23 protein-coding genes, 6 tRNA genes and 1 pseudogene are annotated in these 26840 nt (G+C 52.9%); 19 read left to right on the top strand and 11 right to left on the bottom strand.

The features are described 5' to 3' along the window. The first annotated feature begins 45 nt into the window (after window positions 1–45). The 4 genes from ACWWFX_RS00615 to ypdK all read left to right on the top strand — a co-directional run bounded on the left by ACWWFX_RS00615 (window position 46) and on the right by ypdK (window position 2760). A complete protein-coding gene (locus ACWWFX_RS00615; RefSeq protein WP_473222956.1) occupies window positions 46–723 on the top strand; it encodes a nucleoside recognition domain-containing protein in 678 nt (225 codons plus the stop codon). Continuing rightward, complete coding sequence (locus tag ACWWFX_RS00610; protein ID WP_276219599.1) at window positions 704–1165, top strand: YjiG family protein; 462 nt, start codon at window positions 704–706, stop codon at window positions 1163–1165. The genes ACWWFX_RS00615 and ACWWFX_RS00610 overlap by 20 nt, the downstream gene beginning before the upstream one ends. Before the next feature lie 12 nt (window positions 1166–1177). Then, window positions 1178–2341, top strand: coding sequence for a beta-aspartyl-peptidase (gene iadA, locus ACWWFX_RS00605; RefSeq protein WP_473222955.1), 1164 nt, complete (start codon window positions 1178–1180; stop codon window positions 2339–2341). Window positions 2342–2688: 347 nt separating this feature from the next. After that, window positions 2689–2760, top strand: a complete 72-nt coding sequence (gene ypdK, locus ACWWFX_RS00600) for a membrane protein YpdK (RefSeq protein WP_108473772.1) — start codon at window positions 2689–2691, stop codon at window positions 2758–2760. Between the two features lie 50 nt (window positions 2761–2810). Here ypdK and alaC read toward each other — a convergent pair whose 3' ends face one another. Next, window positions 2811–4049 (bottom strand): alanine transaminase, encoded by a 1239-nt coding sequence (gene alaC, locus ACWWFX_RS00595; protein ID WP_456146138.1) that lies wholly within the window; start codon window positions 4047–4049, stop codon window positions 2811–2813. A gap of 386 nt (window positions 4050–4435) precedes the next feature. On the opposite strand from alaC, the gene ACWWFX_RS00590 reads away from it, so the two are divergent. Beyond that, window positions 4436–6136, top strand: a complete 1701-nt coding sequence (locus tag ACWWFX_RS00590) for a sensor histidine kinase (RefSeq protein WP_276219593.1) — start codon at window positions 4436–4438, stop codon at window positions 6134–6136. Window positions 6137–6145: 9 nt separating this feature from the next. Further along, window positions 6146–6883, top strand: coding sequence for a LytR/AlgR family response regulator transcription factor (locus ACWWFX_RS00585; RefSeq protein ID WP_276219591.1), 738 nt, complete (start codon window positions 6146–6148; stop codon window positions 6881–6883). A gap of 41 nt (window positions 6884–6924) precedes the next feature. Here ACWWFX_RS00585 and glk read toward each other — a convergent pair whose 3' ends face one another. Further along, window positions 6925–7890 (bottom strand): glucokinase, encoded by a 966-nt coding sequence (gene glk / locus ACWWFX_RS00580; protein WP_276219589.1) that lies wholly within the window; start codon window positions 7888–7890, stop codon window positions 6925–6927. A 236-nt stretch (window positions 7891–8126) separates the two neighbouring features. On the opposite strand from glk, the gene ACWWFX_RS00575 reads away from it, so the two are divergent. Continuing rightward, window positions 8127–9365, top strand: a complete 1239-nt coding sequence (locus tag ACWWFX_RS00575) for an ion channel protein (protein ID WP_276219587.1) — start codon at window positions 8127–8129, stop codon at window positions 9363–9365. Here the strand turns inward: ACWWFX_RS00575 and ACWWFX_RS00570 are convergent. After that, window positions 9362–11023 carry an alpha-keto acid decarboxylase family protein gene (locus ACWWFX_RS00570; protein WP_473222954.1) on the bottom strand — a complete coding sequence of 554 codons (1662 nt, stop codon included), beginning with the start codon at window positions 11021–11023 and terminating at the stop codon, window positions 9362–9364. The genes ACWWFX_RS00575 and ACWWFX_RS00570 overlap by 4 nt on opposite strands. 175 nt (window positions 11024–11198) lie before the next feature. Between ACWWFX_RS00570 and mgrA the strand changes: the two genes are divergently transcribed. The 5 genes and pseudogenes from mgrA (at window position 11199) to ACWWFX_RS00545 (ending at window position 15731) form a co-directional block, all read left to right on the top strand. Continuing rightward, window positions 11199–12188 (top strand): L-glyceraldehyde 3-phosphate reductase, encoded by a 990-nt coding sequence (gene mgrA, locus ACWWFX_RS00565; protein ID WP_473222953.1) that lies wholly within the window; start codon window positions 11199–11201, stop codon window positions 12186–12188. 135 nt (window positions 12189–12323) lie between these two features. After that, window positions 12324–12650 carry a DUF2502 domain-containing protein gene (locus tag ACWWFX_RS00560; protein WP_276219580.1) on the top strand — a complete coding sequence of 109 codons (327 nt, stop codon included), beginning with the start codon at window positions 12324–12326 and terminating at the stop codon, window positions 12648–12650. Window positions 12651–12808: 158 nt separating this feature from the next. After that, on the top strand, window positions 12809–14065 hold the full coding sequence (locus ACWWFX_RS00555) for a PTS transporter subunit EIIC (protein WP_473222952.1): 1257 nt from the start codon (window positions 12809–12811) through the stop codon (window positions 14063–14065). A gap of 12 nt (window positions 14066–14077) precedes the next feature. Next, window positions 14078–14368 (top strand): annotated as a pseudogene (locus ACWWFX_RS00550) (PTS sugar transporter subunit IIB); the annotation flags it as partial. Window positions 14369–14384: 16 nt separating this feature from the next. Further along, window positions 14385–15731: a class-II fumarase/aspartase family protein gene (locus ACWWFX_RS00545; protein WP_473222951.1), complete on the top strand. Its 1347-nt coding sequence runs from the start codon at window positions 14385–14387 to the stop codon at window positions 15729–15731. Here the strand turns inward: ACWWFX_RS00545 and ACWWFX_RS00540 are convergent. The 3 genes from ACWWFX_RS00540 to ACWWFX_RS00530 form a co-directional block, all read right to left on the bottom strand. Next, complete coding sequence (locus ACWWFX_RS00540; RefSeq protein WP_473222950.1) at window positions 15724–17271, bottom strand: BglG family transcription antiterminator; 1548 nt, start codon at window positions 17269–17271, stop codon at window positions 15724–15726. The genes ACWWFX_RS00545 and ACWWFX_RS00540 overlap by 8 nt on opposite strands. Before the next feature lie 86 nt (window positions 17272–17357). Further along, entirely contained in the window at window positions 17358–18599 is a 1242-nt protein-coding gene (locus ACWWFX_RS00535; RefSeq protein ID WP_276219572.1) for an Nramp family divalent metal transporter, read from the bottom strand. Continuing rightward, window positions 18574–18636 carry a hypothetical protein gene (locus ACWWFX_RS00530; RefSeq protein WP_436650122.1) on the bottom strand — a complete coding sequence of 21 codons (63 nt, stop codon included), beginning with the start codon at window positions 18634–18636 and terminating at the stop codon, window positions 18574–18576. Before ACWWFX_RS00530 ends, ACWWFX_RS00535 begins: the two co-directional genes overlap by 26 nt. A 297-nt stretch (window positions 18637–18933) precedes the next feature. Here ACWWFX_RS00530 and nupC point away from each other — a divergent pair, with 297 nt between their 5' ends. Then, a complete protein-coding gene (gene nupC / locus ACWWFX_RS00525) occupies window positions 18934–20121 on the top strand; it encodes a nucleoside permease NupC (protein ID WP_276219570.1) in 1188 nt (395 codons plus the stop codon). 54 nt (window positions 20122–20175) lie between these two features. Here nupC and ACWWFX_RS00520 read toward each other — a convergent pair whose 3' ends face one another. The 3 genes from ACWWFX_RS00520 to ACWWFX_RS00510 all read right to left on the bottom strand — a co-directional run bounded on the left by ACWWFX_RS00520 (window position 20176) and on the right by ACWWFX_RS00510 (window position 22741). Beyond that, a complete protein-coding gene (locus tag ACWWFX_RS00520) occupies window positions 20176–22359 on the bottom strand; it encodes a sensor domain-containing phosphodiesterase (protein ID WP_473222949.1) in 2184 nt (727 codons plus the stop codon). 190 nt (window positions 22360–22549) lie between these two features. Continuing rightward, window positions 22550–22625 (bottom strand) — tRNA-Ala (locus ACWWFX_RS00515). Window positions 22626–22665: 40 nt separating this feature from the next. After that, window positions 22666–22741: transfer RNA gene (locus ACWWFX_RS00510), tRNA-Ala, on the bottom strand. 217 nt (window positions 22742–22958) lie between these two features. On the opposite strand from ACWWFX_RS00510, the gene ACWWFX_RS00505 reads away from it, so the two are divergent. Next, on the top strand, window positions 22959–23321 hold the full coding sequence (locus tag ACWWFX_RS00505) for a YfeC-like transcriptional regulator (RefSeq protein ID WP_015963529.1): 363 nt from the start codon (window positions 22959–22961) through the stop codon (window positions 23319–23321). 5 nt (window positions 23322–23326) lie between these two features. Further along, window positions 23327–23725, top strand: a complete 399-nt coding sequence (locus tag ACWWFX_RS00500) for a YfeC-like transcriptional regulator (RefSeq protein WP_276219566.1) — start codon at window positions 23327–23329, stop codon at window positions 23723–23725. Between the two features lie 26 nt (window positions 23726–23751). On the opposite strand, the gene gltX is transcribed toward ACWWFX_RS00500, so the two are convergent. Then, window positions 23752–25167: a glutamate--tRNA ligase gene (gene gltX / locus ACWWFX_RS00495; protein WP_473222948.1), complete on the bottom strand. Its 1416-nt coding sequence runs from the start codon at window positions 25165–25167 to the stop codon at window positions 23752–23754. A gap of 257 nt (window positions 25168–25424) precedes the next feature. Here gltX and ACWWFX_RS00490 point away from each other — a divergent pair. The 4 genes from ACWWFX_RS00490 (at window position 25425) to ACWWFX_RS00475 (ending at window position 25822) form a co-directional block, all read left to right on the top strand. Then, window positions 25425–25500: transfer RNA gene (locus tag ACWWFX_RS00490), tRNA-Val, on the top strand. A gap of 44 nt (window positions 25501–25544) precedes the next feature. Then, window positions 25545–25620: transfer RNA gene (locus ACWWFX_RS00485), tRNA-Val, on the top strand. A gap of 46 nt (window positions 25621–25666) precedes the next feature. Then, a tRNA-Val gene (locus ACWWFX_RS00480) sits at window positions 25667–25742 on the top strand. Window positions 25743–25746: 4 nt separating this feature from the next. Next, window positions 25747–25822: transfer RNA gene (locus tag ACWWFX_RS00475), tRNA-Lys, on the top strand. 125 nt (window positions 25823–25947) lie between these two features. Here the strand turns inward: ACWWFX_RS00475 and ACWWFX_RS00470 are convergent. Beyond that, window positions 25948–26832 (bottom strand): LysR family transcriptional regulator, encoded by an 885-nt coding sequence (locus tag ACWWFX_RS00470; RefSeq protein ID WP_276219562.1) that lies wholly within the window; start codon window positions 26830–26832, stop codon window positions 25948–25950. Window positions 26833–26840: the final 8 nt, after the last annotated feature.

Raw genomic sequence — 26840 nt, 5'->3', positions numbered from 1 at the left:
ACTTTGGAGGTTGCGTTTCAGGGATAACGTCAACCGGAGGGAAGTATGGAAAAAACATCCCCGATACAGGAGAAGGTCAGTTGGGTGGGTTATCTCGCCTTTTTTATGACCGTCATTTTCTTTTCAGGCTTTTTTGCGAAATCCACCGAATGGTGGCGAGTATTTGATTTTACCGTGCTGAACGGCACGTTTGGCGCGGTGAACAGCGCCGGGCAGAGCGTCGTGTCGTTTCGCGGAACCGGCGGGACGGGGGCGAAGGACGGTTTTCTCTTTGCCCTTGAACTGGCGCCTTCGGTGATTTTGTCGCTTGGCATTATTTCCGTTACCGAAGGATTAGGCGGATTACGCGCCGCGCAGCAGCTCATGACGCCCATCCTCAGGCCTATTCTTGGCGTGCCGGGTATTTGCTCGCTGGCGTTGATTGCCAACCTGCAAAACACCGATGCCGCTGCGGGGATGACCAAAGAACTGGCGGAGGAAGGTGCGATCAGCGACCAGGAACGCGCAATATTCGCCACCTTTCAGACCAGCGGCAGCGCCATTATTACTAACTATTTTTCCTCTGGCGCGGCGCTGTTTACCGTAATCACTGTTCCCGTAATCACCCCTCTGGCGGTGATTCTGGTATTTAAGTTTGTCGGCGCAAACCTGCTGCGGTTGTGGATCGCGCAAATCGAAAGCCGTCAGCGCAAGGAGGCCGTGGATGAGCACGCACGCCCGTAAGAACGTGATGGATCTGTTTGTCGAGGGTGCCCGGCGCGGTTTCACCATCGCCACTACCAGCCTGTTACCCAACGTGGTAATGGCATTTGTAATTATTCAGGCGCTGAAAGTCACTGGCTTGCTGGATATTGTGGGCAAGGTTTTCGAACCGGTGATGGGGCTGTGGGGACTCCCCGGTGAAGCGGCGGCCGTGCTGCTGGCCTCGGTGATGAGTATGGGCGGCGGCATCGGCGTTTGCGCGAGTCTGGTGGTTTCGGGCGCGCTAAACGGCCATGATGCGACGGTGTTGCTTCCCGCGATCTATCTGATGGGTAACCCGGTGCAGAATACCGGGCGCTGCCTGGGCACGGCGGGGGTTAACCCGAAATATTATCCGCACATCATCACCATTTGTGTCATTAACGCCCTGCTTTCTATCTGGGTAATGCAAGTGATTGTATAAGAGAGGTTTTACATGGAAATCACCCTACCCGGACTGCGTCTGTTTAAGCAAGCGCATCTCTATGCGCCGGACTGCCTCGGCGTGCAGGATTTTCTGGTCGCCGGGGGAAAAATTGTCGCTATCGCCCCGGAGATTGACGCAAGCGGGCTGCCAGGCTGCGAGGTCATTAATCTGCAACAGGCGATTGTCTGCCCCGGTTTTATTGACCAGCACGTGCATCTGATTGGCGGCGGGGGTGAAGCCGGGCCGCATACGCGTACGCCGGAAGTGCGGCTGTCGAAGCTGGTCGAAGCGGGCATTACGTCCGTTGTCGGTCTGCTGGGTACCGATGGCATCACCCGCCATCCGGAATCGCTGCTGGCGAAAACCCGGGCGCTGGAAAATGAAGGCATTAGCGCATGGATGCTGACGGGCGCGTACTCCCTGCCCTCGCCAACCATCACCGGCGGCGTGGATCGCGATGTGGCGCTCATCGATAAGGTGATTGGCGTGAAATGCGCGATTTCCGATCACCGCTCCTCCGCACCGGGAAATGAGCAACTTGCCAATATGGCGGCGCTCGCGCGCGTCGGTGGTTTGCTGGGCGAAAAAGCAGGCATTAGCGTATTTCATATGGGCAACAGCCCGCGCGGGCTTGCGCCGCTGGAGGCCATCCTGCAACACGCCGATGTGCCGATTAACAAGCTGCTGCCCACTCACGTTAACCGCGCTGAGCCGCTGTTTGCACAGGCGAAAGCGTTCGCGCTGCGAGGCGGCTATATCGATATCACCAGCAGCATTGAGACGCCCATTGATGCGGCGACCGCCATCGCCAGCGCCCTTCGCGACGGCGTACCGCTCGCGCGCATGACGGTGAGTTCTGACGGTAACGGTAGCCAGCCGGTGTTTAATGCCGAAGGAAAACTGACGGGAATTGGCGTCGCGGGATTCGAATCGTTGTTATGTACGCTTCAACAACTGGTTCATCGCCATCAGCTTCCACTGGAACAGGCCCTGCGCCCGTTCACGCAAACCGTCGCCGAATTTCTCGGTTTTGCACATAAAGGGCAGCTGGCAGAGGGTTGCGATGCCGATTTTATTATCTTCACGGCAGGCTTACATATCGACGAGGTCTGGGCGAAAGGAAAAATGCTGGTGCGTAACGGCTATGCCTGCGTGAAAGGAACGTTTGAGTGATGTCATACAGGCGGGAGATGCGCAGTCTCCCGCCTGAGTTTCAGACAAAATTAACCATTAAATCAATGTGGTTTACTTAGAGTGCATCCCAAAAAAAGCCCGTCGCTGAAAGGCAATATATTACCGTAAGAAATTAATGTGTCGCCGATCCACGACAGTTGTAAGTAACTAAAAATTAATAAAAAAATCTCACTTGTCACCCCCTAAAATTAAGCGTACATTAGCGCCATCTGGAGCAGTGATGCACCGAATTCTGAGGTGATGCCAATGTGCGTCAGCTCACAATGTCACAACAGGACATGTTTTCGTTAGAGCGTATAAACGTGAAATACGCGGAGAGATGAGTCGTGAAATATTTATTTATGGGTGTGTCGTTTATGGTCATCGTTTGGGCCGGTACATTTGCCCTGATGATCTAACCAAGAATGTAAAAAAAAACAGGAGCCTTTTGGCTCCTGTTTGCGTTTTATCAGTCAGTGTTTTCCGCCGTGTGCTTCGTGCCGGAAGGCAGCAGGCCATCGGCGCGGAACATCGCTTTAATGCCCCTTACCGCCTGACGAATACGGTCACGGTTTTCAATTAGTGCAAAACGCACGTGGGTATCGCCGTAATCACCGAAACCAATGCCCGGCGACACGCACACTTTCGCGTCCTGAAGTAGCTTTTTGGCAAACTCAAGCGAGCCCATCGCGGCATACGGTTCCGGGATTTTCGCCCACACATACATTGACGCTTTCGGGCACTCGACCATCCAGCCCGCTTCATGCAACCCTTTCACCAGCACGTCACGGCGACGTTTATACTGTGCGGCAATATCGCGCACGCACTGCTGATCGCCTTCCAGCGCCGCAATAGCCGCGACCTGCAACGGCGTAAAGGTACCGTAGTCGTGATAGCTTTTAATCCTGGCCAGCGCGTTAACCAGCGTTTTGTTTCCGACCATAAAGCCGATGCGCCAGCCCGCCATGTTGTAGCTTTTCGACAGGGTGAAGAATTCAACCGCGACATCGCGCGCACCCGGTACCTGCATAATCGACGGCGCTTTCCAGCCATCGTAGACGATGTCGGCGTAAGCGAGGTCGTGCACCACCAGCACATCATAGCGTTTCGCCAGCGCAACCACTTTTTCGAAGAATTCCAGCTCAACACACTGGGCTGTCGGGTTCGACGGGAAGCCTAAAATCATCATTTTCGGCTTCGGGTAACTTTCACGAATGGCACGTTCCAGTTCGTTAAAGAAGTCGACGCCTTCCACCAGCGGCACCGAGCGCACCTGCGCGCCGGCAATCACCGCGCCGTAAATGTGAATCGGATAGCTGGGATTCGGCACCAGCACCGTATCGCCATGATCGAGCGTGGCCAGCATCAGGTGCGCCAGCCCCTCTTTCGAACCGATGGTAACAATCGCTTCGCTTTCCGGGTCAATTTCAACGTCGTAGCGGTCCTGATACCAGCGCGAAATGGCACGACGCAGACGCGGGATGCCGCGCGAGGTTGAGTAGCCGTGCGTATCCGGACGCTGGGCGACGGTACAGAGTTTTTCGACAATATGCGGCGGAGTCGCACCGTCCGGGTTACCCATGCTGAAATCGATAATGTCTTCGCCGCGCCGACGCGCAGCCATTTTCAGTTCAGCGGTAATATTGAAAACATACGGGGGTAAGCGATCGATACGCGTAAAACGGCGTTCAGGACTGAATTCAGCCATAGGTTCCTCAGATTCACGTTAGCGCCCGGACCGTCCGAGCGACGCTGCCACGACAGTGGCGTGTTTAGAAAATAGCCTGAAAAAAAACCGTCTGTCGAGGGGTAAGACAAAAAATAGTTCTGGGTACAAAAAGAGGAAGTTTAAAAATATAAAAATTCTACCTGCGTTCACAATGGGATTTTTAACAACATTTAATTAACTTAATTTTATCCTGTTGTTCTCATGAGAAATTCTTAATAATCCCCTTTTTCCCGTTGATTAGCCGATTATCGATTAATCCCCTTTTTATTTTGTGGATTACGAATTTTCATCCTCCTATCCAGACAACTGGTCATCTGGCGCGGGGTTTCTTATCATAAGACTTTCCTGATAAACCCGGCGTTCCCATGCACGAAATTTTCAACATGCTGCTGGCGGTGTTCGACCGCGCAGCGCTGATGCTGATCTGCCTGTTTTTCCTGATCCGCATCCGCCTCTTCCGCGAACTGCTGCACAAAACGGCCCACACCCCGAAAGAGTTGCTTGCCGTGAGCGCGATCTTCTCACTGTTCGCCCTGTTCAGCACCTGGTCCGGCGTACCGGTTGAAGGCTCGCTGGTCAACGTGCGTATTATCGCGGTAATGTCCGGCGGCATTCTGTTTGGGCCCTGGGTCGGCGCCATCGTCGGGCTGATTGCCGGGGTACACCGCTATCTGATTGATATTGGTGGCGTTACTGCCGTGCCTTGTTTCATCACCAGTATTATTGCCGGGCTGCTTTCGGGCTGGATCAACGTCAAAATCCCTAAAGCGCAACACTGGCGCATCGGTATTCTGGCCGGGATGCTGTGTGAAACGCTGACCATGATTCTGGTGATTGTCTGGGCGCCAACCACCGCCCTGGGTATCGATATTGTCTCTAAAATCGGTATTCCAATGATTCTTGGCAGCGTCTGTATCGGCTTTATCGTACTGCTGGTGCAGAGCGTGGAGGGGGAAAAAGAGGCCAGCGCCGCGCGGCAGGCCAAGCTGGCGCTCGATATCGCCAACAAAACGCTGCCGCTGTTCCGTCATGTGAATAGCGAATCCCTGCGTCAGGTGTGTGACATTATCCGCAACGATATCCACGCCGATGCGGTGGCGATTACCAATACTGACCATGTGCTGGCGTATGTCGGCGTCGGGGAAAATAACTATCGCGATCAGGACGATATTGTTAGCCCAACTACCTTTGAGGCGATTACCAGCGGAAAAATCATTATTAAAAACAATGATGAGGCTTATCGCACGCCGGAAATTCACTCGATGCTGGTGATTCCCTTGTGGGAGAAAGGCGTAGTGACCGGGACGCTGAAAATCTACTACTGCCACGCGCACCAGATTACCTCATCCTTGCAGGAGATGGCGGTTGGCCTGTCGCAGATTATCTCGACGCAGCTGGAGGTCTCGCGCGCCGAGCAGCTCCGGGAAATGGCAAATAAGGCAGAGCTGCGCGCCCTGCAAAGCAAGATTAATCCCCATTTTCTGTTTAACGCGCTGAACGCGATTTCGTCCTCCATTCGCCTGAATCCGGACACCGCGCGCCAGTTGATTTTTAATCTGTCCCGCTATCTGCGCTATAACATTGAATTGAAAGACGATGAGCAGATTGATATCCGCAAAGAGCTGTACCAAATCAAAGATTACATCGCCATTGAGCAGGCGCGGTTTGGCGATAAGCTGACGGTTATCTACGATATCGATGATGAGGTGAATTGCGTGATCCCAAGCCTGCTGATTCAGCCACTGGTCGAAAATGCCATCGTCCACGGCATCCAGCCCTGTAAGGGCAAGGGCGTGGTCACCATTAGCATCACCGAAAGCGGCAACCGCGTGCGCATCAGCGTGCGCGACACCGGGCACGGCATTGACCCACAGGTCATCGCCCGCGTTGAGGCCAATGAAATGCCAGGCAATAAAATTGGTCTGCTGAACGTTCATCACCGGGTAAAATTGTTGTATGGCGAGGGGCTGCACATCCGCCGTCTGGAGCCAGGCACGGAAATCGCCTTTTACGTTCCCAACGCGCGCACGCCGGTAACGGCTCCCGCCACTCTGCTGCCGTTATAGGGAGAAAAAATGAAAGTCATCATTGTTGAAGACGAGATTCTGGCGCAACAGGAACTGACCTGGCTGATAAAAGAACACAGCCAGATGGAGATTGTCGGCACGTTTGACGACGGCCTCGACGTGCTGCGTTTTTTACAGCACAACAAAGTGGACGCCATCTTCCTTGATATTAATATTCCTTCGCTGGATGGCGTGCTGCTGGCACAAAGCATCAGCCAGTTTGCCCATAAGCCGTTTATCGTGTTTATCACCGCGTGGAAGGAACATGCGGTAGAGGCGTTCGAGCTGGAGGCGTTTGATTACATTCTTAAGCCTTACCAGGAATCACGCATTATCAGCATGTTGCAGAAACTGGAAAGCGCCTGGCAACAGCAAGCGGGCGGCAGTACCGCGATGCCGGGAACGACTGCGCGCGAAAACGACACCATCAATCTGATTAAAGATGAGCGCATTATCGTTACCAGCATCAACGATATTTACTACGCCGAAGCGCACGAGAAAATGACCTTCGTGTACACCAAACGCGAGTCGTACGTGATGCCCATGAACATCACTGAGTTTTGCAGCAAGCTTCCGGCCACTCACTTCTTCCGCTGCCATCGATCGTATTGTGTGAATCTGGATAAGATCCGCGAGATTGAGCCGTGGTTTAATAACACCTATATCCTGCGCCTGCGCGACCTTGATTTTCAGGTGCCCGTCAGCCGCAGCAAGGTGAAAGAGTTTCGTCAGTTGATGCATTTGTAAGGATACCGGGTGAGCGAGCATCACCCGGTATAAGAAAGGAATTACAGAATTTGCCCCAGCGTCTGGCGCAGGTGCGCCCCGGAGCCCAGCAGGCCTGGATTATCGTGAACAATCAGATAGACCGGGATATCCTGCACGTAGGCTTTGAAACGGCCTTTATCTTCAAAACCGCCACGGAAGCCGGACGCTTTAAAGAATTCGAGGAAGCGCGGCACGATGCCGCCCGCGATATAGACACCACCAAAGGTGCCGAGCGTCAGCGCCAGATTGCCGCCGAATCGCCCCATGATGACGCAGAACAGCGACAGCGCGCGGCGACAGTCGATGCAGGAATCTTCCAGCGCACGCTGAGTGATGTCTTTCGGCTGTAAGTTTTCCGGCAGACGACCATCAGATTTCACAATTGCGCGATACAGATTGACCAGCCCCGGCCCGGAAAGCACGCGTTCCGCAGAAACGTGGCCGATTTCCGCCCGCAGCTCTTCAAGGATAATCCCCTCTTCTTCGCTGTTCGGCGCGAAATCCACGTGACCGCCCTCGCCCGGCAGGCTGACCCAACGTTTATCAACGTGAACCAGATGCGCCACGCCTAACCCGGTGCCGGCGCCATAAACCGCAATCGGTTTGCCCTCTACGGGTTCCGCGCCGCCGAACTGAATCAGGTGCTCTTTTTTCAGCATCGGGATAGCCATCGACACGGCGGTGAAATCATTAATAATTTCCAGGTGCGCAAAGCCGAGATTCTTCTTCATTTCAGCAATGGAGAAGGCCCAGGTATGGTTGGTCATCGCCACCCAGTCGCCGGTGATCGGGCAGGCGATGGCGATGCAGGCGTCTTCCACTTGCACATTGTGTTCTTTGAGATAGACGCGGACCACCGCTTCGAGGCTTGGATAATCCAGGCCTGAGTAGGTCTTCGCCTGCGAGATTTCGCCCGTGGCGAGGTCACATAACGCTAAACGCGCGTTGGTGCCCCCGACGTCTCCTGTTAATGCAAACTTTGTCATTCCGTTACGGCTCCGCTAAAGTCAGGATAATTCTTTATCACAGAGTAAATTCAAGGCGCTGTAACAACAATGACGATTGTGTGAGCACCCCAGGATTATCGATCTACGTCACATAATTTTATGTATCAACCTTAAGGATATCTCTGTTTCGCCGTATCGTTTCAGCATCTATTGCGCTGAAGGCATTTACAGAACCCGGCAAAGTGATGCCAGCTTTTAGCCAAAAGGAAATCATCATGCTCCATCCGCGAGCCCGCACGATGTTATTACTCGCCATTCCGGCGATGGTTATTGGTGTTGCCGCCAGCCTGATGTTAATTGTGGTGATGAAACTCGCCTCAGTATTGCAGCACCTGCTGTGGAGCACCCTCCCCGGCGCATTAGGCGTCTCTTGGGATTCACCGTGGTGGATAATACTTGTACTGACGTTGACCGGCCTGGCGGTAGGCCTGGTGATTCGCTTTAGCCCAGGTCACGCGGGGCCCGACCCGGCGACAGAACCCTTAATTGGCGTGCCCGTCGCGCCCTACTGCTTGCCGGGGTTGATTCTCGCATTGGTTCTGGGCCTGGCAGGCGGCGTTAGCCTCGGCCCGGAGCATCCGATTATGTCGGTGAATATCGCGCTCGCCGTGGTGCTCGGCGCACGCTTTTTCCCGCGCGTTAGTTCCCTTGAATGGACCATCCTTGCCGCCGCAGGCACCATCGGCGCGCTGTTTGGCACGCCGGTCGCCGCGGCACTGATTTTCTCGCAAACCCTGAATGGCAATAACGACGCGCCACTGTGGGATCGCCTGTTTGCGCCGCTGCTGGCGGCGGCTGCCGGGGCGCTCACCACCAGCCTCTTCTTCCAGCCACACTTTTCGCTGCCGATTCCCCATTATCAGCAGATGCGGATAATCGATATTTTCAGCGGTGCGGTGGTTGCGGCGATCGCCATTGCGGTGGGCATGGTGGCGGTATGGTGTCTGCCCCGTCTGCACGCCCTGATGCATCGCTTAAAACATCCGGTTCTGGTTCTCAGCGCCGGTGGTTTTTTGCTGGGCCTGCTGGGGATTATCGGCGGGCCTATTACGCTGTTTAAAGGGCTCGACGAAATGCAGCAGCTCGCCTTTAGCCAGACGCTGACCAGCAGTGATTTTATGCTGATTGCCGCCGTGAAGCTGGCGGCGCTGGTGATTGCCTCGGCCAGCGGTTTTCGTGGTGGCCGTATCTTCCCGGCGGTATTTGTCGCCGTGGCGCTCGGTCTGATGTTGCACGCTCACGTCGATGCCGTTCCAGCGGCAATTACCGTTTCCTGCGCGATTCTGGGGCTGGTGCTGGTCGTCACGCGTGATGGCTGGCTGAGTCTGTTTATGGCCGCGGTGGTCGTGCCGGATACCACGCTTCTACCGCTATTGTGTATTGTGATGCTGCCCGCCTGGCTCCTGCTGGCGGGCAAGCCGATGATGATGGTTCCGCGTAAAGACAAACCCTAGCCTTTACTGTTGCGCGTCTCGAGCGCCTGAGTGACGGCACGAAGCAGGTCAGGAATGTCCTGCTTCGGCAGCACCACTTCCACCAGCGTTAAGCGTTCAATTTGCGCGGTTTTCGCCAGTACCTCGTCCAGTTGAACGCTTTCGGTTACGCGCCAGCACTGGGCCTGGCTGTCGAGGTTCAGCGCCTGCGGCAGCTGCGTCCAGTTCCACAAACTGATGTCGTTATAGCGCGCTTCGGGGCCATGGATCGCCCGCTCCACCGTATAGCCATCATTGTTCAGCAGCAGAATTAACGGTCGCAGGCCGTCGCGCAGCATTGAACCCAGTTCCTGAATCGTCAGCTGGGCTGCGCCATCGCCGACAATCAGCACCACGCGTCTTTCCGGGCGAGCGGTTTGCGCGCCAAACGCGGCGGGTAGCGTGAAACCGATTGAGCCCCACAGCGGTTGCACAATCAGTGAAGCATCGCTGGGTAGCTTAAGGGCCGCTACGCCAAACGCCGCGGTCCCCTGATCGCCCAGAATAATGTCGCCTGGCTGGAGATGTTTTTGCAGCGTTTGCCAGAAGCGCGCCTGTGTTAACTCGCCCGCTTTTCCGGGGGCAAGCGGCGCCACGCAGCGTGTTTCCGTGCGCCATTTCGCCGATAGCTCATGGCTCACGGCAATCAACGCCTGCGTCGCCTGCGCCATCGGAATCCCGCTGAACCAGCGATCGCCGACACGCGCGGCAAACGGTTGAATTGAAATCGATTTTTTGTCCGGAATTTTGTGGGTAAAGCCTGCTGTAGTGGTATCCGTGAAACGCGTGCCGATACACAGAATCGCCTCCGCGTCCTCTATCGATTCGCGCGTTTGCGATAAACTCGCCACACCACTGTATATACCCACGAAGCCCGGTTGCTGCTCATCAAACAAACCCTTGCCCATTAACAACGAGGCGTGAGGAATCGGTGTCTGCGCCATCCAGTCGCGCAGCGTTTCTTGCAGGCCAAAGCGCAGCGCGAGAAAGTCCGCCAGCAGAGAGACCCGACGACAGGGTTGCAGCAGGTCGCGGACGGCTCGCGTAAAGCGTTCAATCTGGCCGTCATTGATGGCTGTATCGGTAAGCGTAAGCGCGTTTACCGGACGACTGGTCGGCGCTTTTGCCACGTCGGCGGGCAGAGAGAGATAGCCCGGACGGCGATGTTTGATCATTTCAGTCAATACGCGGTCGATCTCATCCGTCGCATTGCGGACGGTTAACACGCCCTGCGCCACGGAAATCGGGGCGCTCATCTGCCGAAAATGGTCGAATTTTCCGTCGCCCAGCGTATGGTGCAGAAGCTCCTGACGCTGCTGCGACCCAGTACAAGGCGCACCCACAATGTGCAGCACCGGCACATATTCGGCAAAGCTTCCCGCTACGCCGTTTAACGCACTCAACTCTCCCACGCCATAAGTCGTCAACAACGCGCCGCAACCCTGAACGCGTGCATAGCCATCGGCGGCATAAGCGGCATTGAGTTCATTGGCGCAGCCAACCCAGCGCAGCGCAGGATGCGCAATCACATGGTCGAGGAATTGCAGGTTGTAATCTCCCGGCACGCCAAACAGATGGTCCACGCCGCAGTCCGCGAGGCGATCCAGTAGATAATCCGCAACAGTGTAAGACGTTTGCATGATAAGTACCCTTTAGCCACTTGCTCATCTCTGAGTATTGAAGAAGCGGTTCGCCTGTCCAGACAGATACGAAAATGCTATTGGAAAGTAAAATTTACAGCGAAAGGGAGTATACGGCGGCGGCAACAATGCGTAGTGTAAACGTATACACTACTGATGCTTTGCGGAGGAACTTATGGTTTATCAGGCAGATCCGTCACGCTACAACACGATGGAATATCGTCGCTGCGGCGCAAGCGGGCTGAAACTTCCCGCCATTTCGCTGGGCTTATGGCATAACTTTGGCGACGCCACGTTAATCGAAACCAGCAGGCAGCTGCTGCGCCATGCCTTTGACCTCGGCATTACCCATTTTGATTTAGCCAACAACTATGGGCCACCGCCGGGCTCGGCGGAGAGTAATTTTGGCCGCATTCTGCGGGAAGACTTTTTACCCTGGCGCGATGAGCTGATTATCTCCAGCAAAGCGGGCTACACCATGTGGGATGGGCCTTATGGCGACTGGGGATCGCGTAAATATCTGGTCGCCAGCCTCGATCAAAGCCTGAAACGCATGGGGCTGGATTACGTGGATATTTTTTATCATCACCGTCCGGATCCGGATACGCCGCTGGCGGAAACTATGCGTGCGCTGGATCACATCGTACGTCAGGGCAAAGCGCTGTACATCGGGCTTTCCAACTACCCGGCTGACCGTGCGAAAGAGGCCCTTGCGATTCTTAACGATCTGGGCACTCCCTGCCTGATCCACCAGCCAAAATATTCCATGTTTGAACGCTGGGTAGAAGATGGGCTGCTCGATCTGCTGAAGCAGGAAGGCGTTGGCAGCATCGCTTTTTCACCGTTAGCGGGCGGGCAGCTTACGGATCGCTATCTCAATGGTATTCCGACAGATTCCCGTGCCGCCAGCGGCAGCCGTTTTCTTAATCCGGATCAACTGACGGATGAGAAACTCGCGAAGGTTCGCCAGTTAAATGAGATAGCCATGCAGCGTGGGCAGAAATTGTCGCAAATGGCGCTGGCCTGGGTATTACGTGACGATAAAGTGACATCGGTACTGATTGGCGCCAGTAAAACCGCGCAACTGGATGACGCCGTTGGCATGCTGAATAACAGGCACTTCAGCGTTGAAGAGCGGGCCGCCATAGACGCGATTTTGCAATAGCGCAAATTAGCAGCACTTTTAGCAAAAAGTGCTGCCCTTTACGATTTAGGAGTTACCCCGATGATACGGATATTTACTTGTTCGTAATATAGGGTTAACAGGCCGGGCAAGGCCCGATCGTGAAGGAGATAAACTATGTTCAGGTCACTGATTCTGGCTGCAGTATTGATGGCCTCAGCAGCACCAATGATTGCTAACGCTGGTGAAATCACCCTGCTGCCATCAATAAAATTACAAATTGGCGATCGTGATAATTACGGTAACTACTGGGACGGCGGCCGCTGGCGTGACCGGGGTTACTGGCACGATCACTATCAATGGCGCGATCGCGGCTGGCATCGTCACGATAACGGCAGACATCGCGGTTGGGATAATCGCCGGGCTTATGAGCGCGGTTATCACGATGGCCGCCATGACGGGCGAGGACGTGGTCACGGACATGGGCACGGGAAGCATCATTAATTTCCCCCAACGCTAATGACTTTAAAAAGGGTTTCTGTATATCAGGAACCTTTTTTTATGGTCAAATCCTGCGCTTTTTATTCATCACTATTTGCCCTTGAGCAAAAAGGTGCTCAACGTATCTTAGCGTGACGGTATTTCACGTCAGGATTACTATCATGAATGCACATTTTAGAGATGAAATTCAGACATTCGGTCGTTCACTGTTATTACCTATTGCCGTACTGGCTCCGGTTGGCATGGTAATGGGCATTAGTTCTGCTTTAGGTCAGAGCTATATGATCGATAAGCTGCCTTTTTTAGGTAATGACATATTCAAAGCCGTTTTATCTTCCCTGGGATTAATCAGCAGTGTGATATTTAATAATATCCCACTGCTTTTCGCGATGGGCGTCGCGTACGGCATGTCGAAGAAAGAAAAAGGGATTGCCGTATTTGCCTCCGTGGCGGCGTATCTGACATTGCTTATCGCCATGCATGTGCATTTAAAACTGGCCGGTGACCTGGCTAAAGGCGACCTTTCGCTTGCAGGCCAGGGGATGATTTTAGGGATCCAAACGCTGAAGATTGAGGCGCTGGGCGGAATTATCGCGGGTCTTCTGGCAGCGAAAATAACCGACCGTTTTTACCGCTTACAGCTGCCGCTGGCGTTTGCTTTTTTTAGCGGTAAAAAGTCAGTGGCTATTTTGACCATCGCCTTCGCGATCCCGGTGGGCTTAATCATTCCGTTCATCTGGGAGCTTTTTACCGCCGGCATGCGCGCCGTCTCAACCATTATGATGGCACCGAACGTCGGCGCAGGAATTTATATGACGCTTAACCGCCTGCTCATTCCCTTCGGCCTGCAGCATGTGCTCAGCTCCACCGTGCGCTTCACCGCCGCTGGCGGCACCTATCTTATTGACGGGCAAACTTACGTCGGAATTCTGCCCGTAATGAATAAGATTCTCTTCGACCTTGGCCCTGCCCATACGGCCTGGAAAGAATTTATGCCCACACTGACCAGCTATCTCGCTTCCGGGCAAATGTTAACCACTCTGTTTCGTGTGCCGGCAATTGGCCTTGCCATGTACCACACCGCCTATTTCAAAAATAAAAAATTCGCTAAGGGAATGATTCTCACCGTGGTATTAACGGCGATGCTCGGCAATATTACCGAACCGCTTGAATTTTCCTTCCTGTTTATCGCACCAAAACTGTTTATTGTGTATGCCGTACTGTGCGGTTTATTGACTATACCGCTGCAATTACTGGACGTATCTATTGGTTATATTCGCGGTACTGTTTTTGACTTCGGCATTTTTGGTTTGATGTACGAGCACACGCAGTGGCTGAATTTAATTCTGCTGGGTATGGTTAACTTTGTCGTGTTCTATTTTGTATTTCGCTTCGCGATTAGCAAGTTCGATATTTAAACGCCGGGGCGTGAGAGTGAAACGACCGACAGCACCCTGCTGAATAATAAAGAATACGATAAAGTCGCCGAACTGGTGATTCAGGGGCTCGGCGGTAAAGAGAATATCAAACGCGTTGAGAACTGCGTTTCTCGTTTACGCATCGATTTGAGCGATCAGAAGAAAATTGATATGGCATTGCTGAAAGATTCCGGCGCGCTGGGGACATTTATTCCCTCAAGCAACCACATCCACGTGGTCTTTGGCCCACATGTTGAGTTTGTCCGTAACGCGGTAGATGACCGTCTCGCGGGCGCGAATTAAAAACAAGGAGAGAATAATGCGCGCACTCTATGATTCAAAAAGCAAAACGCTTGACGATCGCGGTCTGAAAACATGGCTTAGCCAACAGGCGCGAGTGCAATCCTGGCTGGACGTTGAGGCCGCGCTGGCCCTGGCTCAGGCGGAGCATGGTGTGATCCCCGCCAGCGCGGCTGAAAATATTGCCGCCAATTGCCGGGTTGAACGCATCGATCTACTGGAGATGGATCGCCTGCTGCGTGAAATTGGCCACGGTTTTGTGCCGGTGCTGAAAGTGCTGGTGAAAGCCTGTGAGAGTGAAAGCGGAAAATACGTTCATTACGGCGTGACAACACAGAATATCCAGCAAACCGCACAGCTCTATCTGGCGAAGCAGTTCGATGCGCAAATACAGACATTCCTACGCGATATTTTACACAACCTCGCCGCTATGGCGCGCGCGCATCACGATACGCTCATGGCGGGCCGCACCCACGGGAAACACGCATTGCCCATTACCTGGGGCTACAAAGTTGCGGTGTGGATTGAAGAGCTTCTGAGCGCGCAAGAACGAATGCGCGAAGCCGAAAAGCGAATTTTTACGGTGATGATGGGGGGTGCCGTTGGCGCCTTTCACGCTACGGGCGAGACCGGACGGAAAGTTCAGGAGAGCGTTGCCCGGCGGCTCGGCATGCATTCAATGGCAATACCTTCAAGAAATTCACGCGTGTACCGCATGGAGTACATCAGCAATTTGTGCTTGCTGGCCACAACCCTGCATAAGATAGCGGAAGAGGTCTATCAAACCTCTGGTGAGGAGTTTGGCGAAGTGTCGGAGGCCTTTACCAAAGGCACCGTCGGTAGCAGCACAATGCCGCAAAAAGTAAACCCGAAACTGGCCAAAGGGATTATCGGTAATGCGCAGAAGCTGTATTCCGTGCTGACCTCCTGTCTCTATGTCACCTCACGCCCTTTTGAAGCAGACAGCTCCGCCTATTTTATTTTTGATGCCAATATACAGGAGAGTATGGAGTGCATCACTGAGATAGTCATGCGTGCCGAGGAGCTGACGCGCACACTGGTGATTCATCGTGAACGGATGCAGCAAAATGCGCAGTTAACGCATGGACTCATTAACAGCGAGAAAATCATGATGCAACTGGTGGAGAAACTGGGCAAAGATGCCGCCCACGAGCGCGTCTATCAACTGGCGATGCGCAGTACCCACGAATCGCTGCCCTATGCAGACGTTTTACGTCAGGATAATGTCATACGTGAGCATTTCAGCGATGAAGAGATAGCGGCGCTGCTCGATCCGGCGCATTACCTCGGCCTTTGTTCGCAAATTGCGCGGGAAGCCGCCGACCGTGTCGATGCACTTAAATAAAGATGTCGCCGTAGCGAAATTCGAGAAACGCTTTTAACGCTTCCGGGCTCATGCCTTGTACCTGCCGCACAAATGTGTCGGCAGGTATTTTCTGACGCGCGGGGAGTAAACCGCGTTCACGTAACAGCCTGAAATCTTCCTGCGTCAGCCAGAAATTCACTTTCACGCATTCCAGTTCCGCATAGCGCAGATGATTGGAGATTTTGTTGGTGAATGTGATGAGCAGATCAAATGCCTCCTGCTTCAGGAGGTCTATTTCATTAATGTTTACGCATGCCACAACATCAATGTGAAACCGTGAGAGCAGCACTTCCCGAAAGTAACCCACTTTGCTTTCTGAGGAATTTGTGACGATGATTACGCGTTTTTTCGCGTCACTCACTACGCTATTTCTCAGTTCATATTTCTTGATAATCAGGATCAGCGTCGCCAGATGGACAGGCGAAAAAGAGACCTGCCACAGATGCTCAATCTCTTCTAACGCCTGCCGCACCTGTAGCCATAAGTCAGGGTACCGCCCTTCAACACCGTGTAATTTTTTATCATCAAACCACAGCCGCAGCGTGTTCTGAATAATTGCGGCATAAATGAAGTTATAGAGTTCAGCAAACCAGGCGTGAGGGCTATGAATGGTAACGTTCAGCTTGCGCGCCAGTATCGTACACACTCGTCTCACGCAGTGAACCAGCGCCGCATCATAAAGCGTAAAGGGACGGTACGTCAGCGTAAGTGAGGCAATCAACATATCCAGGCAGGCGTTTTCCGCGTCACTGTCCAGCGCCTGATAGGGATAAGTTGTCAGGAACCGGACTGTCTCCGCGGGCGTAATCCTGTGTCCCCGCTTACTACGATGCAGCCCCAGGCTAAGATAAACCAGCAAATACTTTCTGCCGTTATAACCGGGGCGGATTATTGGGCTAATGACGCGGGAATAGCACTCTGCCGCCTGAACGATCTCTTCTGCGCATTCATCAAGAAATTGTTCAGCAATGGCCCGATTCGCTGGCTCGTTCGCCTGATGCGCCACTAACCGATGATTCGCGCCTATCTCAACGGTTTTTACTATCGCGATGCACGCAGCGACACGCAGACGAAATTCATTACCGACCAGCCGCGAACCTTTACGAGGAACGCTTACCAGTGACAGCGCGTGAACCTGCAACTGACGCTGTATCAGCGGGTTATCGTTCTTCACCGTTCCGGCGCTAACGTTAAACTTTTTGTAGTACTCGTTTTTGTTCACCACATCGTGCAGGCAAAGTGCAACCAACAGGCAGCTTACGCGCTCTTCAGGCGTGGTGATATAGCGGCTGAACTGTACACGCTGCAAAAATTCGATGTATTCCCGATAACCAATGCGGGTGGTAATGAATTGATTATCCTGATGAAGCTGGGCGTGTTCCGGCAGAAGATCGTTAATCTCCTTCATCGTGCGCTTGAGTGTAGAGAGGGTTTTACCAAAACGCTGCACGGCAGCATCGATGGCAAGCGGCGAGTTATCCTGGAGATATTTGAGAAAAGCGAGATCGAAGTGATTCATGGATGCGCACCGATTAACAAGGCGCATCCATCCTATGGGAAATGCGTAAGCAAAACCGTGACCTGTCGCGGGCCACGGGTTTTATGCTAGAGCCCCAGCAGCGTCCCCACCAGCAACCAGCCGTTCAGCGCAACCACCAGACCCACAATCAGCCAACCGGTGCGTCTTACCAGTGCGGAGTTTACCAACTCACCCATCAGTTTTTGATTACTGGTAAAGACCAGCAGCGGTACCAGTGCCAGCGCAATCCCGAAGCTCAGCAGCACCTGGCTCATCACCAGAATGCGGGTCGGATCCATCCCCATCAGGATCACGATGAACGACGGTAGCATGGTGACGGAGCGGCGCACCCACAGCGGTATGTGGAAGCGAATGAAGCCCTGCATCACGACCTGCCCTGCCAGGGTACCCACTACGGTAGAGGAGAGCCCGGCGGCAATCAGGCTCAGGCCAAAGATAGTGGCGGCTGAATGACTGAGCAACGGTTCCAGCGTCAGATACGCCTGGTCGAGATCCGCAATTCCGGTATGCCCGTGGAAGTGAAACGCGGCGGCAGCGGTCGCCATCATCGCGAGGTTAACGAATCCGGCAATGGTCATGGCTATCGCCACATCCCAGCGCGTAGCGTTATAGCGTTCACGCGCGCTACCGCCGTGCAGATTTTGTGTCAGCGATGAGTGCAGGTAAATCACGTGCGGCATGATGGTCGCACCCAGCACGCCCGCCGCGAGGAATACGGCTTCCGAGGTGGGCAGAGAAGGAATAATCATCCCTTTTGCCAGTGGGGCCAGCGCAGGTTGCGAGAAAATCAGTTCGACGATGTAGGCTGCGGCGACAAACAGCAGCAGCCCGCCGATCACTTTCTCCAGCGGTTTTTGCCCACGCCGTTGCAGCATCAGGATCAGGAACGTCGCAATCCCGGTTAATACCGCGCCCTGAAGCAGCGAGATCCCCAGGATCAACTTAAAGCCGATCGCCGCGCCGATAAATTCCGCGAGATCGGTCGCCATGGCGATGATCTCGGCCTGCACCCAGTAAAACCACACGACCGGTCTCGGGTAATGGTCGCGAATCTGTTCCGCCAGGTTTTTGCCCGTGGCGATACCGAGCTTGGCAGAAAGCACCTGAATCAGCATCGCCATCAGGTTGGCCCATACCACCACCCACAAAAGCTGATAGCCGAAACTGGCCCCGGCCTGAATGTTGGTCGCAAAGTTACCCGGATCGATGTAGCCGATGGCGGCAATAAATGCGGGCCCCATCAGCGCAAGCCTCATCCGGCGCGCTGTACGACTGCTGTTGTTACTTGCCACGCGACTGTCTGTCATTCTCTGCCTCAAAAACATAGCCTTTGCTATGTTTCATGCTACCAAAATGAGAATGATTATCAAGTTCATTTAAAAAGGTGATAATGATTGCTCTGATAGCCGAAACCGATAGTCGGGCTGGAGGTTGGGAAGGTTTGGTATACGCTTATTGTGAGGTTAGTACATTATACAATCTTTAAACACATTTACTTAACATAATAAAAATGTATGTTCGATCACTCTTTTTGAGATTGCTCACAGGTTCTGAATATAGTGCGACTTTGATCTCGTTTTATTTAGTTACGTTACATAGAATGTGCAAGAAAATTAAACCTGCCTCATATTTGGAGCAAATATGGACCGCGTTCTTCATTTCGTCCTGGCGCTTGGCGTTGTGGCGATTTTAGCGTTGCTGGTCAGCCATGACCGCAAAAAAATTCGAATTCGTTATGTAATTCAATTACTTGTCATTGAAGTCTTACTGGCATGGTTCTTCCTGAACTCCAACGTCGGTCTGGGCTTCGTGAAAGGCTTTTCCGAAATGTTCGAAAAACTGCTCGGATTCGCCAACGAAGGCACCAACTTCGTCTTCGGTAGCATGAACGATCAAGGCCTGGCATTCTTCTTCCTGAAAGTTCTGTGCCCTATCGTCTTCATCTCTGCGCTTATCGGTATTCTGCAACACATTCGCGTGCTGCCGATTGTTATCCGGGCGATTGGTTTCGTGCTCTCCAAAGTCAACGGCATGGGCAAACTGGAATCGTTCAACGCCGTGAGCTCGCTGATTCTGGGTCAGTCTGAGAACTTTATCGCCTATAAAGATATTCTCGGCAAAATGTCCCGCAACCGCATGTACACCATGGCGGCAACGGCAATGTCTACCGTGTCGATGTCTATCGTCGGTGCTTACATGACAATGCTGGACCCGAAATATGTGGTGGCGGCGCTGGTTCTGAACATGTTCAGCACCTTTATCGTCCTCTCTATCATCAACCCATACCGCGTTGATGCCAGCGAAGAAAACATCCAGATGTCTAACCTGCACGAAGGTCAGAGCTTCTTCGAAATGCTGGGTGAATACATTCTGGCTGGTTTCAAAGTAGCGATTATCGTTGCGGCGATGCTGATTGGCTTTATCGCGCTGATTGCAGGTCTGAACGCCCTGTTTGCTGCCGTTCTGGGTATTTCCTTCCAGGGCATCCTGGGCTACATCTTCTACCCGATTGCATGGGTGATGGGTGTACCGGCCAGCGAAGCGCTGCAGGTAGGCAGTATCATGGCGACCAAACTGGTCTCTAACGAATTCGTCGCGATGATGGACCTGCAGAAAGTGGCGTCTACGCTCTCTCCGCGCGCAGTCGGTATCATCTCCGTGTTCCTGGTTTCCTTCGCGAACTTCTCTTCTATCGGTATCATCGCCGGGGCGATTAAAGGCCTGAACGAAGAGCAAGGTAACGTGGTTTCTCGCTTCGGCCTGAAACTGGTTTACGGTTCTACGCTGGTGAGCGTGCTGTCTGCGTCTATCGCGGCGCTGGTGCTGTAACGCCAGGCTGCGTCTACAAGACGTAAAAAAACGGGACGATAATCGTCCCGTTTTTTATTTCTTCAGTTCACTGAGCGGCTCAGGTTTACCCAGCAAATAGCCTTGCAGATAATCCACACCCAGCTCGAATAACTTCTCTTTCTGTTCCTGCGTTTCGACGTACTCAGCCACCAGCGTCAGACTCTTCACTTTCGCCATGTCGCAAATCGACTTCACGATCAGCTGATCCATCTTGTCGCTGACGATATCGCGCACAAAGCAACCGTCAATCTTGACGATATCCGCTTCCAGACGCTTGAGGCGCTCATAGTTAGCGTACCCGGTACCAAAGTCATCAATGGCAATCAGACAGCCATAGGCGCTGAGCTGGCGAATATTATGCAGACTGTTTTCCGAGTCTGAGAACGCCTGCTCTTCCGTAACCTCGATGGTAATAGCCCCGGGCGTTACCCGATAGCGTTTCAGCAGCCGAATAATTTCATCCGCCGCGCCTTTCTGCATCAGGGTAAACGGCATCAGATTGATTGAAAAACGATGCCCCGGATAGTGCTTCATCTTGCTCAGCAGCGTTTCCACTACCTGCATATCAAAGCGGTAGCTCAGGTTAAACTGGGTGATAATCGGGATAAATTTATCCGGTGTAATCAGCTCGCCGTCGCACTGCAGGCGGCTCAGAATCTCATGGTAGCCCTGGCCGTTTTTATCAACGATAGGTTGCGCATAGAGAAGAATACCGCCATGCGCCAGCGCGCGTTTAACCCGGTTTAGCATCATGACGCGCTCGGTCGTGAAGCCGGAAATGGCCTCTTCCCGGCTATCCAGCGCCAGCACCTGGTGCGAGCTGCACGCCTGTTCAGAGAGCCAGCTCAGTTGCCCCAGCGTATGGTGCAGCTGGTTTTCCTCTTTGCCGTCAATGACGCCCCAGGACGCGCCAAATTCCAGGTCGATTACATTGTTATTCCAGCTAATCTTGTGATTATTCAGGAACTCAACAATGTGCGTCAGGCGCGCTTCGGTCTCCGGGCCGGTCAGCACCAGCAGCAGTTCATTGCCGGGGATCTGAAAGAGTTTTTCATCACTCGTCAGCAACGGTTGTAAATTTCGGGTGATCGCACGCTTACAGTGAATACGCATCATCATGCCGTAGTGACGGCTTAAGAACTCAAGATTATCGATGCGCAGACAGCACACCGTTGCCTGCTGGTTCTCCTTTAACCACGACTCAAACTCGCGCAAATTCGGCAGGCCGGTTAATGGATCGATCAGCGCCTGATCGTGCCATTTACGCTTCAACGCTTCGCCTCGCGCGTAAATCTGTACCATATACAGAATACAAATCGTGAACGAGATCAACACGGACAAAACAAAAGCAACCGAGTAGGCACTCAGCACCCCAAACAGGAAATGCTTGTTATTCAGCACCAGCAGGAATGCTGACACAGACCAAATCAGAACGATAAGTACGCCGCTTAAGCGGCTGATTCCTGAGAAGAACAGGATAAAGATAATCGGCACCAGATAACCGGCAATGTACTCCGTCTCATAAGGCGAACACAGTACGGTTAACAAAACGACCAGCCCGAGAATCCAATACAGCACAAAAGTTCGATTCTGCGACGTCAGGCAAGCGACCACATGACGACGCCAGAAGGCTCTGGCGTAGCGCGGGTTAAGGATCATCCGCATTGGATAATAGAAAAGCGGCGTAAATATCAGGGACGCACAAATGAGACTTTGCACATCTACAACGCCATAAACCAACGAATGGGTGCCAAAGTAGCTGGAGACGCTTACCGGAAAATCAAGGTAGTGGCCAACCAGGTACATGATGCCTTTGATGATCGCCGGCGCGACAAAGCCAATCCAGAAGACGACTGCGCCCATATGGTGGCTGGGTAATCCGTACCGCCACCGTCGGCCAACGCTCCAGCGCAACATCACCGATGAAATCAGCACGCCCAGCAACTGACAGGTGAGTAAGACGACAGCCTGGAAAAGCGTGAGATTAACGACGAAATTATTGACCACAAAAAAACTTATGATCAAAGGAATAACGGCATGACGACCGAACAGGAGAACGATAGCAAACGCTGCGCTAAGCGGTAACCAGGCAAGATAAGCTTCAGTACCATCAATAACGGCTTTAGGCGAGACAAAGCGAGCAAAGGGAATTGCGATTAAAGAGAGAGCTAATGCTACAAAAAACTTGCGCGACAAAATATCTGTATTAAATCTCATTAGTATTCAGAACTGCATCCTTGTCGGTACACCTATAACCCAGACTGATACTATGGGCATTATTCGAGCGAATCAAGGTGCTAAAGGAGGAAATTCCGACTAAACAAGGCGGAATACGAATATTGTTGCGGCTGGTTTAGGAACAGTATAGACAAACAAAAAACCCCCGCCACAGGCGAGGGTTTGAATTTGGTGGAGCTAAGCGGGATCGAACCGCTGACCTCTTGCATGCCATGCAAGCGCTCTCCCAGCTGAGCTATAGCCCCAACGGTGCTTTTACGTTCCAAACCTGATGGGAGCAGGATTTGGTGGAGCTAAGCGGGATCGAACCGCTGACCTCTTGCATGCCATGCAAGCGCTCTCCCAGCTGAGCTATAGCCCCAACGTAAAGCGTGTCGTGTTGACGGGCGGCATAATATGAATTCCATTGCGAGGTGTCAACGGCAAAATGCTGTGTGGCAAGCTAATCGCTGAAAAAGCAGACAGATGAATAACATTCCGAGCACGCTCGCAGAGAGAAGTTAAACCTGTCACGCTTTCTAATAAAAGGATGCTATAACATGAACTCGTAATTCCCACACTGCGATTCAGGAAATAGCATGCTCAAGGAACGAATGACACCGGAAGAAATCGCCCACCTGACTGGCTACAGCCGACAAACCGTTAATAAATGGGTGCGCAAGGAAGGATGGCAAACCTCGCCCCGTCCCGGCGTCCAGGGAGGAAAGGCCCGTCTGGTCCATATTAACGATCAGGTCAGGGAATTTATCTATAGCGCGCAACGCGCATCCGACACCACCGCGACTTACACCACGCAGAGTGTGAATGACAATGCGTTTCACGGCCTGTTGCTGAATCTGGCGCAGGAAATGACGCTTGAAGAGCAGCGACAGTTAACCTCTTTACTGTTGCGTGAAGGGATCAGCGGCCTGCTGCAACGTTTGGGTATCCGTGGCGCATAATCGTGATGAAAAGACTCAAAGATAAAATGTCTACCGAAGAGCTGGCGCGCTGTCTGGGAATGACGCGTCAGACCATCAACCGCTGGATCCGCGAACAACACTGGCAAACCGAGCCGATGCCGGGCGTGAAAGGTGGCCGGGCAAGGTTGATACACATCACGCAGCAGGTGAGAGACTTTCTGGCGAATACGCCTGCCCTGCTCCACGTTGATGAAGCCGACGCGCAAATGAATGAACCGGCGAAAAGCTACTCGACTAACGAAGCGGACGTTATCTGGCAGCAGATCAGCGACACCTTACAGGTGATGACGCCAGATGAGATGGAAAAGCTGAATGTTTTACTGCGTCGTGAAGGCATATGTGGGTTTATGTCGCGGCTTGGGTTGAGCGAAACACAGGCGTAAAAAAACGGGCTTTCGCCCGTTTTTTATTACTGCTGGCTTTCGCGCTCAGCAATAAAGCCCAGCGCTTTGTTGATGCGCTCGATGCTACGGTTTTTACCAATCGCGTGAACGGTCACGTCCAGCGCGGGCGATTGACCCGCACCCGTTACGGCTACGCGCAGTGGCATCCCCACTTTACCCATGCCCACTTCCAGCTCATCGGCGGTCGCCTGAATTGCGTGGTGAACATTTTCTGCCGTCCAGTCGGTGATAGCAGACAGTTTATCGCGCACTACTTCCAGCGGCTGACGCGCTACCGGACGCAGGTGTTTTTTCGCCGCATCCGCGTCGAACTCAGCGAAATCTTCATAGAAGTAACGACAGCTCTGCGCCATCTCTTTCAGCGTTTTGCAACGCTCGCCCAGCAGTTTCACCAGCTCAGACAGCTGTGGACCCATGCGGGTGTCGATATTTTCCTGCTCAATATGCCACTGCAGATGCGTTGCAACATATTCAGCAGGCAGATTGTTGATGTAGTGATGGTTCAGCCACTGCAGTTTTTCAGTGTTGAAGGCGCTGGCTGATTTACTTACGGCGTTCAGCGCGAAGAATTTGATCATCTCTTCACGGGTGAAGATTTCCTGATCGCCGTGAGACCAACCTAAACGCACCAGATAGTTCAGCAGCGCTTCCGGCAGGTAGCCATCATCACGATACTGCATCACACTTACTGCGCCGTGACGTTTAGAGAGTTTTTTACCGTCATCACCGTTGATCATCGATACGTGTGCGTAAACCGGCACCGGTGCATTCAGCGCTTTCAGGATGTTGATCTGACGCGGCGTGTTGTTGATATGGTCTTCACCACGGATCACGTGGGTGATTTCCATATCCCAGTCGTCCACCACAACGCAGAAGTTGTAGGTTGGAGAGCCATCGGTACGGCGGATGATCAGATCGTCCAGCTCCTGGTTACTGAATTCGATCGGGCCGCGGATCTGGTCATCAAAGATAACCGAACCTTCCTGCGGGTTCGCGAAACGTACCACGCACGGCTCATCGTCAGCATGATGTTCATGGCTGTGGCGGCAACGGCCGTCATAACGCGGCTTTTCGCCGTTCGCCATCTGCTCTTCACGCAGCGCTTCCAGACGTTCTTTGGAGCAGTAGCATTTATACGCCGTGCCCGCTTCCAGCATTTCGTCGATAACCGTGTTGTAGCGATCGAAACGTTTAGTCTGATAGTACGGACCTTCGTCCCATTCCAGATTCAGCCAGTTCATACCATCCATAATGGCTTCAATAGCTTCCGGCGTGGAGCGCTCGAGATCGGTGTCTTCAATACGCAGCACAAACTCACCGTCGTGATTACGTGCAAAAAGCCAGGAGTAAAGAGCAGTACGAGCACCGCCGACGTGCAGATAGCCTGTCGGGCTGGGCGCGAAGCGAGTTTTGATTTTCATTAAATGGCCTTACGTTTATTAAAGATGCCGACAACCGGCAAAACCTGGAACTGAGAAGGGCAATATTCTATCACTCCTGGCTGATTCCTCAATCTTCATCCCTCATCACGGTCAAAGTTAGTCGTTTTTGTATAGAAATCATGCATGAGCGCATAAAACCCCACCGCATTGTTTAATTTTACGACGAACAAACAAATTCTTTAGAAAATGCGTTGACTCATTTTCAACTCTCCCTATAATGCGACTCCACACAGCGGGGGTGATTAGCTCAGCTGGGAGAGCACCTCCCTTACAAGGAGGGGGTCGGCGGTTCGATCCCGTCATCACCCACCAACTACTTTATGTAGTCTCCGCCGTGTAGCAAGAAATTGAGAAGTGGGTGATTAGCTCAGCTGGGAGAGCACCTCCCTTACAAGGAGGGGGTCGGCGGTTCGATCCCGTCATCACCCACCACTTTCTCGCCAGCTGGATTTCTTGCAAAAATGTGAAGTACCGAAGTGGGTGATTAGCTCAGCTGGGAGAGCACCTCCCTTACAAGGAGGGGGTCGGCGGTTCGATCCCGTCATCACCCACCACTTCGGGTCGTTAGCTCAGTTGGTAGAGCAGTTGACTTTTAATCAATTGGTCGCAGGTTCGAATCCTGCACGACCCACCAATGTAAAAAAGCGCCCTAAAGGCGCTTTTTTGCTATCTGCGGTTTGCAAAATTGCCTGATGGCGCTTCGCTTATCAGGCCTACAGTACGGCACGAATCTTATCGTGTGCTACCCCACATTCTCACCTACTGCGTCAACGCCGCCAGCAGCTTCACCAACGCTGACGTAACCTGCTGTGTTTCATAAACAATATACAAATCTGCCGGTATACGCTCTTTAAGAGGTCGAAAAACCACGCCGGGCCAGTTCATTTGCGCATAGCTGTCCGCTATCAACGTGATACCAATCCCCATGCTGATCATCGCCAATACCGTTTGCGGCTCATTGACTTCGCGCACGATGATCGGGGTAAATCCGGCCTGTTGGCAGACTCGCTGTAGAAAAGCCCAGTCGGTATGAACAGGCGGCATCGTGACAAAATATTCATCGCGAAGCGCAGCCAGAGGTACTGAGGTATAACCGGCGAGATGATGCTCTTCCGGCATCGCCACCAAAAATGCCGATTCATGTAAACGTTTACTGGTGAATCCCTGCGGCAATTCAGTCGCCATCCGCCAGATGCCCGCATCAAGTTCACGACGTTCCAGGAGCGCCATTTGCATGGCGGGCATCTTTTCGCGAAAAAGAACCTCAACGTTCGGATTATCCTTCAAAAATCGACGCATTGTCGGCCGCATCCTTCCCCACATTGCCGTTCCCACAACGCCGAGTTCAATCCGCCCTGCTTCTCCTCGACCAATCTGTTCCACCCGCGCTAATACCTGATTGGCATTTGCCAGTAGTCTGCGCGACTCTTCCATTAATATTTTTCCGGCATGCGTGAGCGCCACGCTGCGTGAATGGCGAACAAAGAGCAGCGTACCCAGTTGGTTTTCCAGCTCTTTAATATGAATACTGAGTGGAGGTTGCGACATATTCAGACGGGCCGCAGCCCGTCCAAAATGGAGCTCTTCAGCAACGGCGAGAAAATAACGTAACAGCTTTAAATCTGTACGGTAAACACGTTCCATAATGAGAG

It is taken from the genome of Pseudocitrobacter sp. 2023LY-00077, from assembly GCF_055796175.1.
This window is presented reverse-complemented; position numbering and strand designations above follow the sequence as displayed.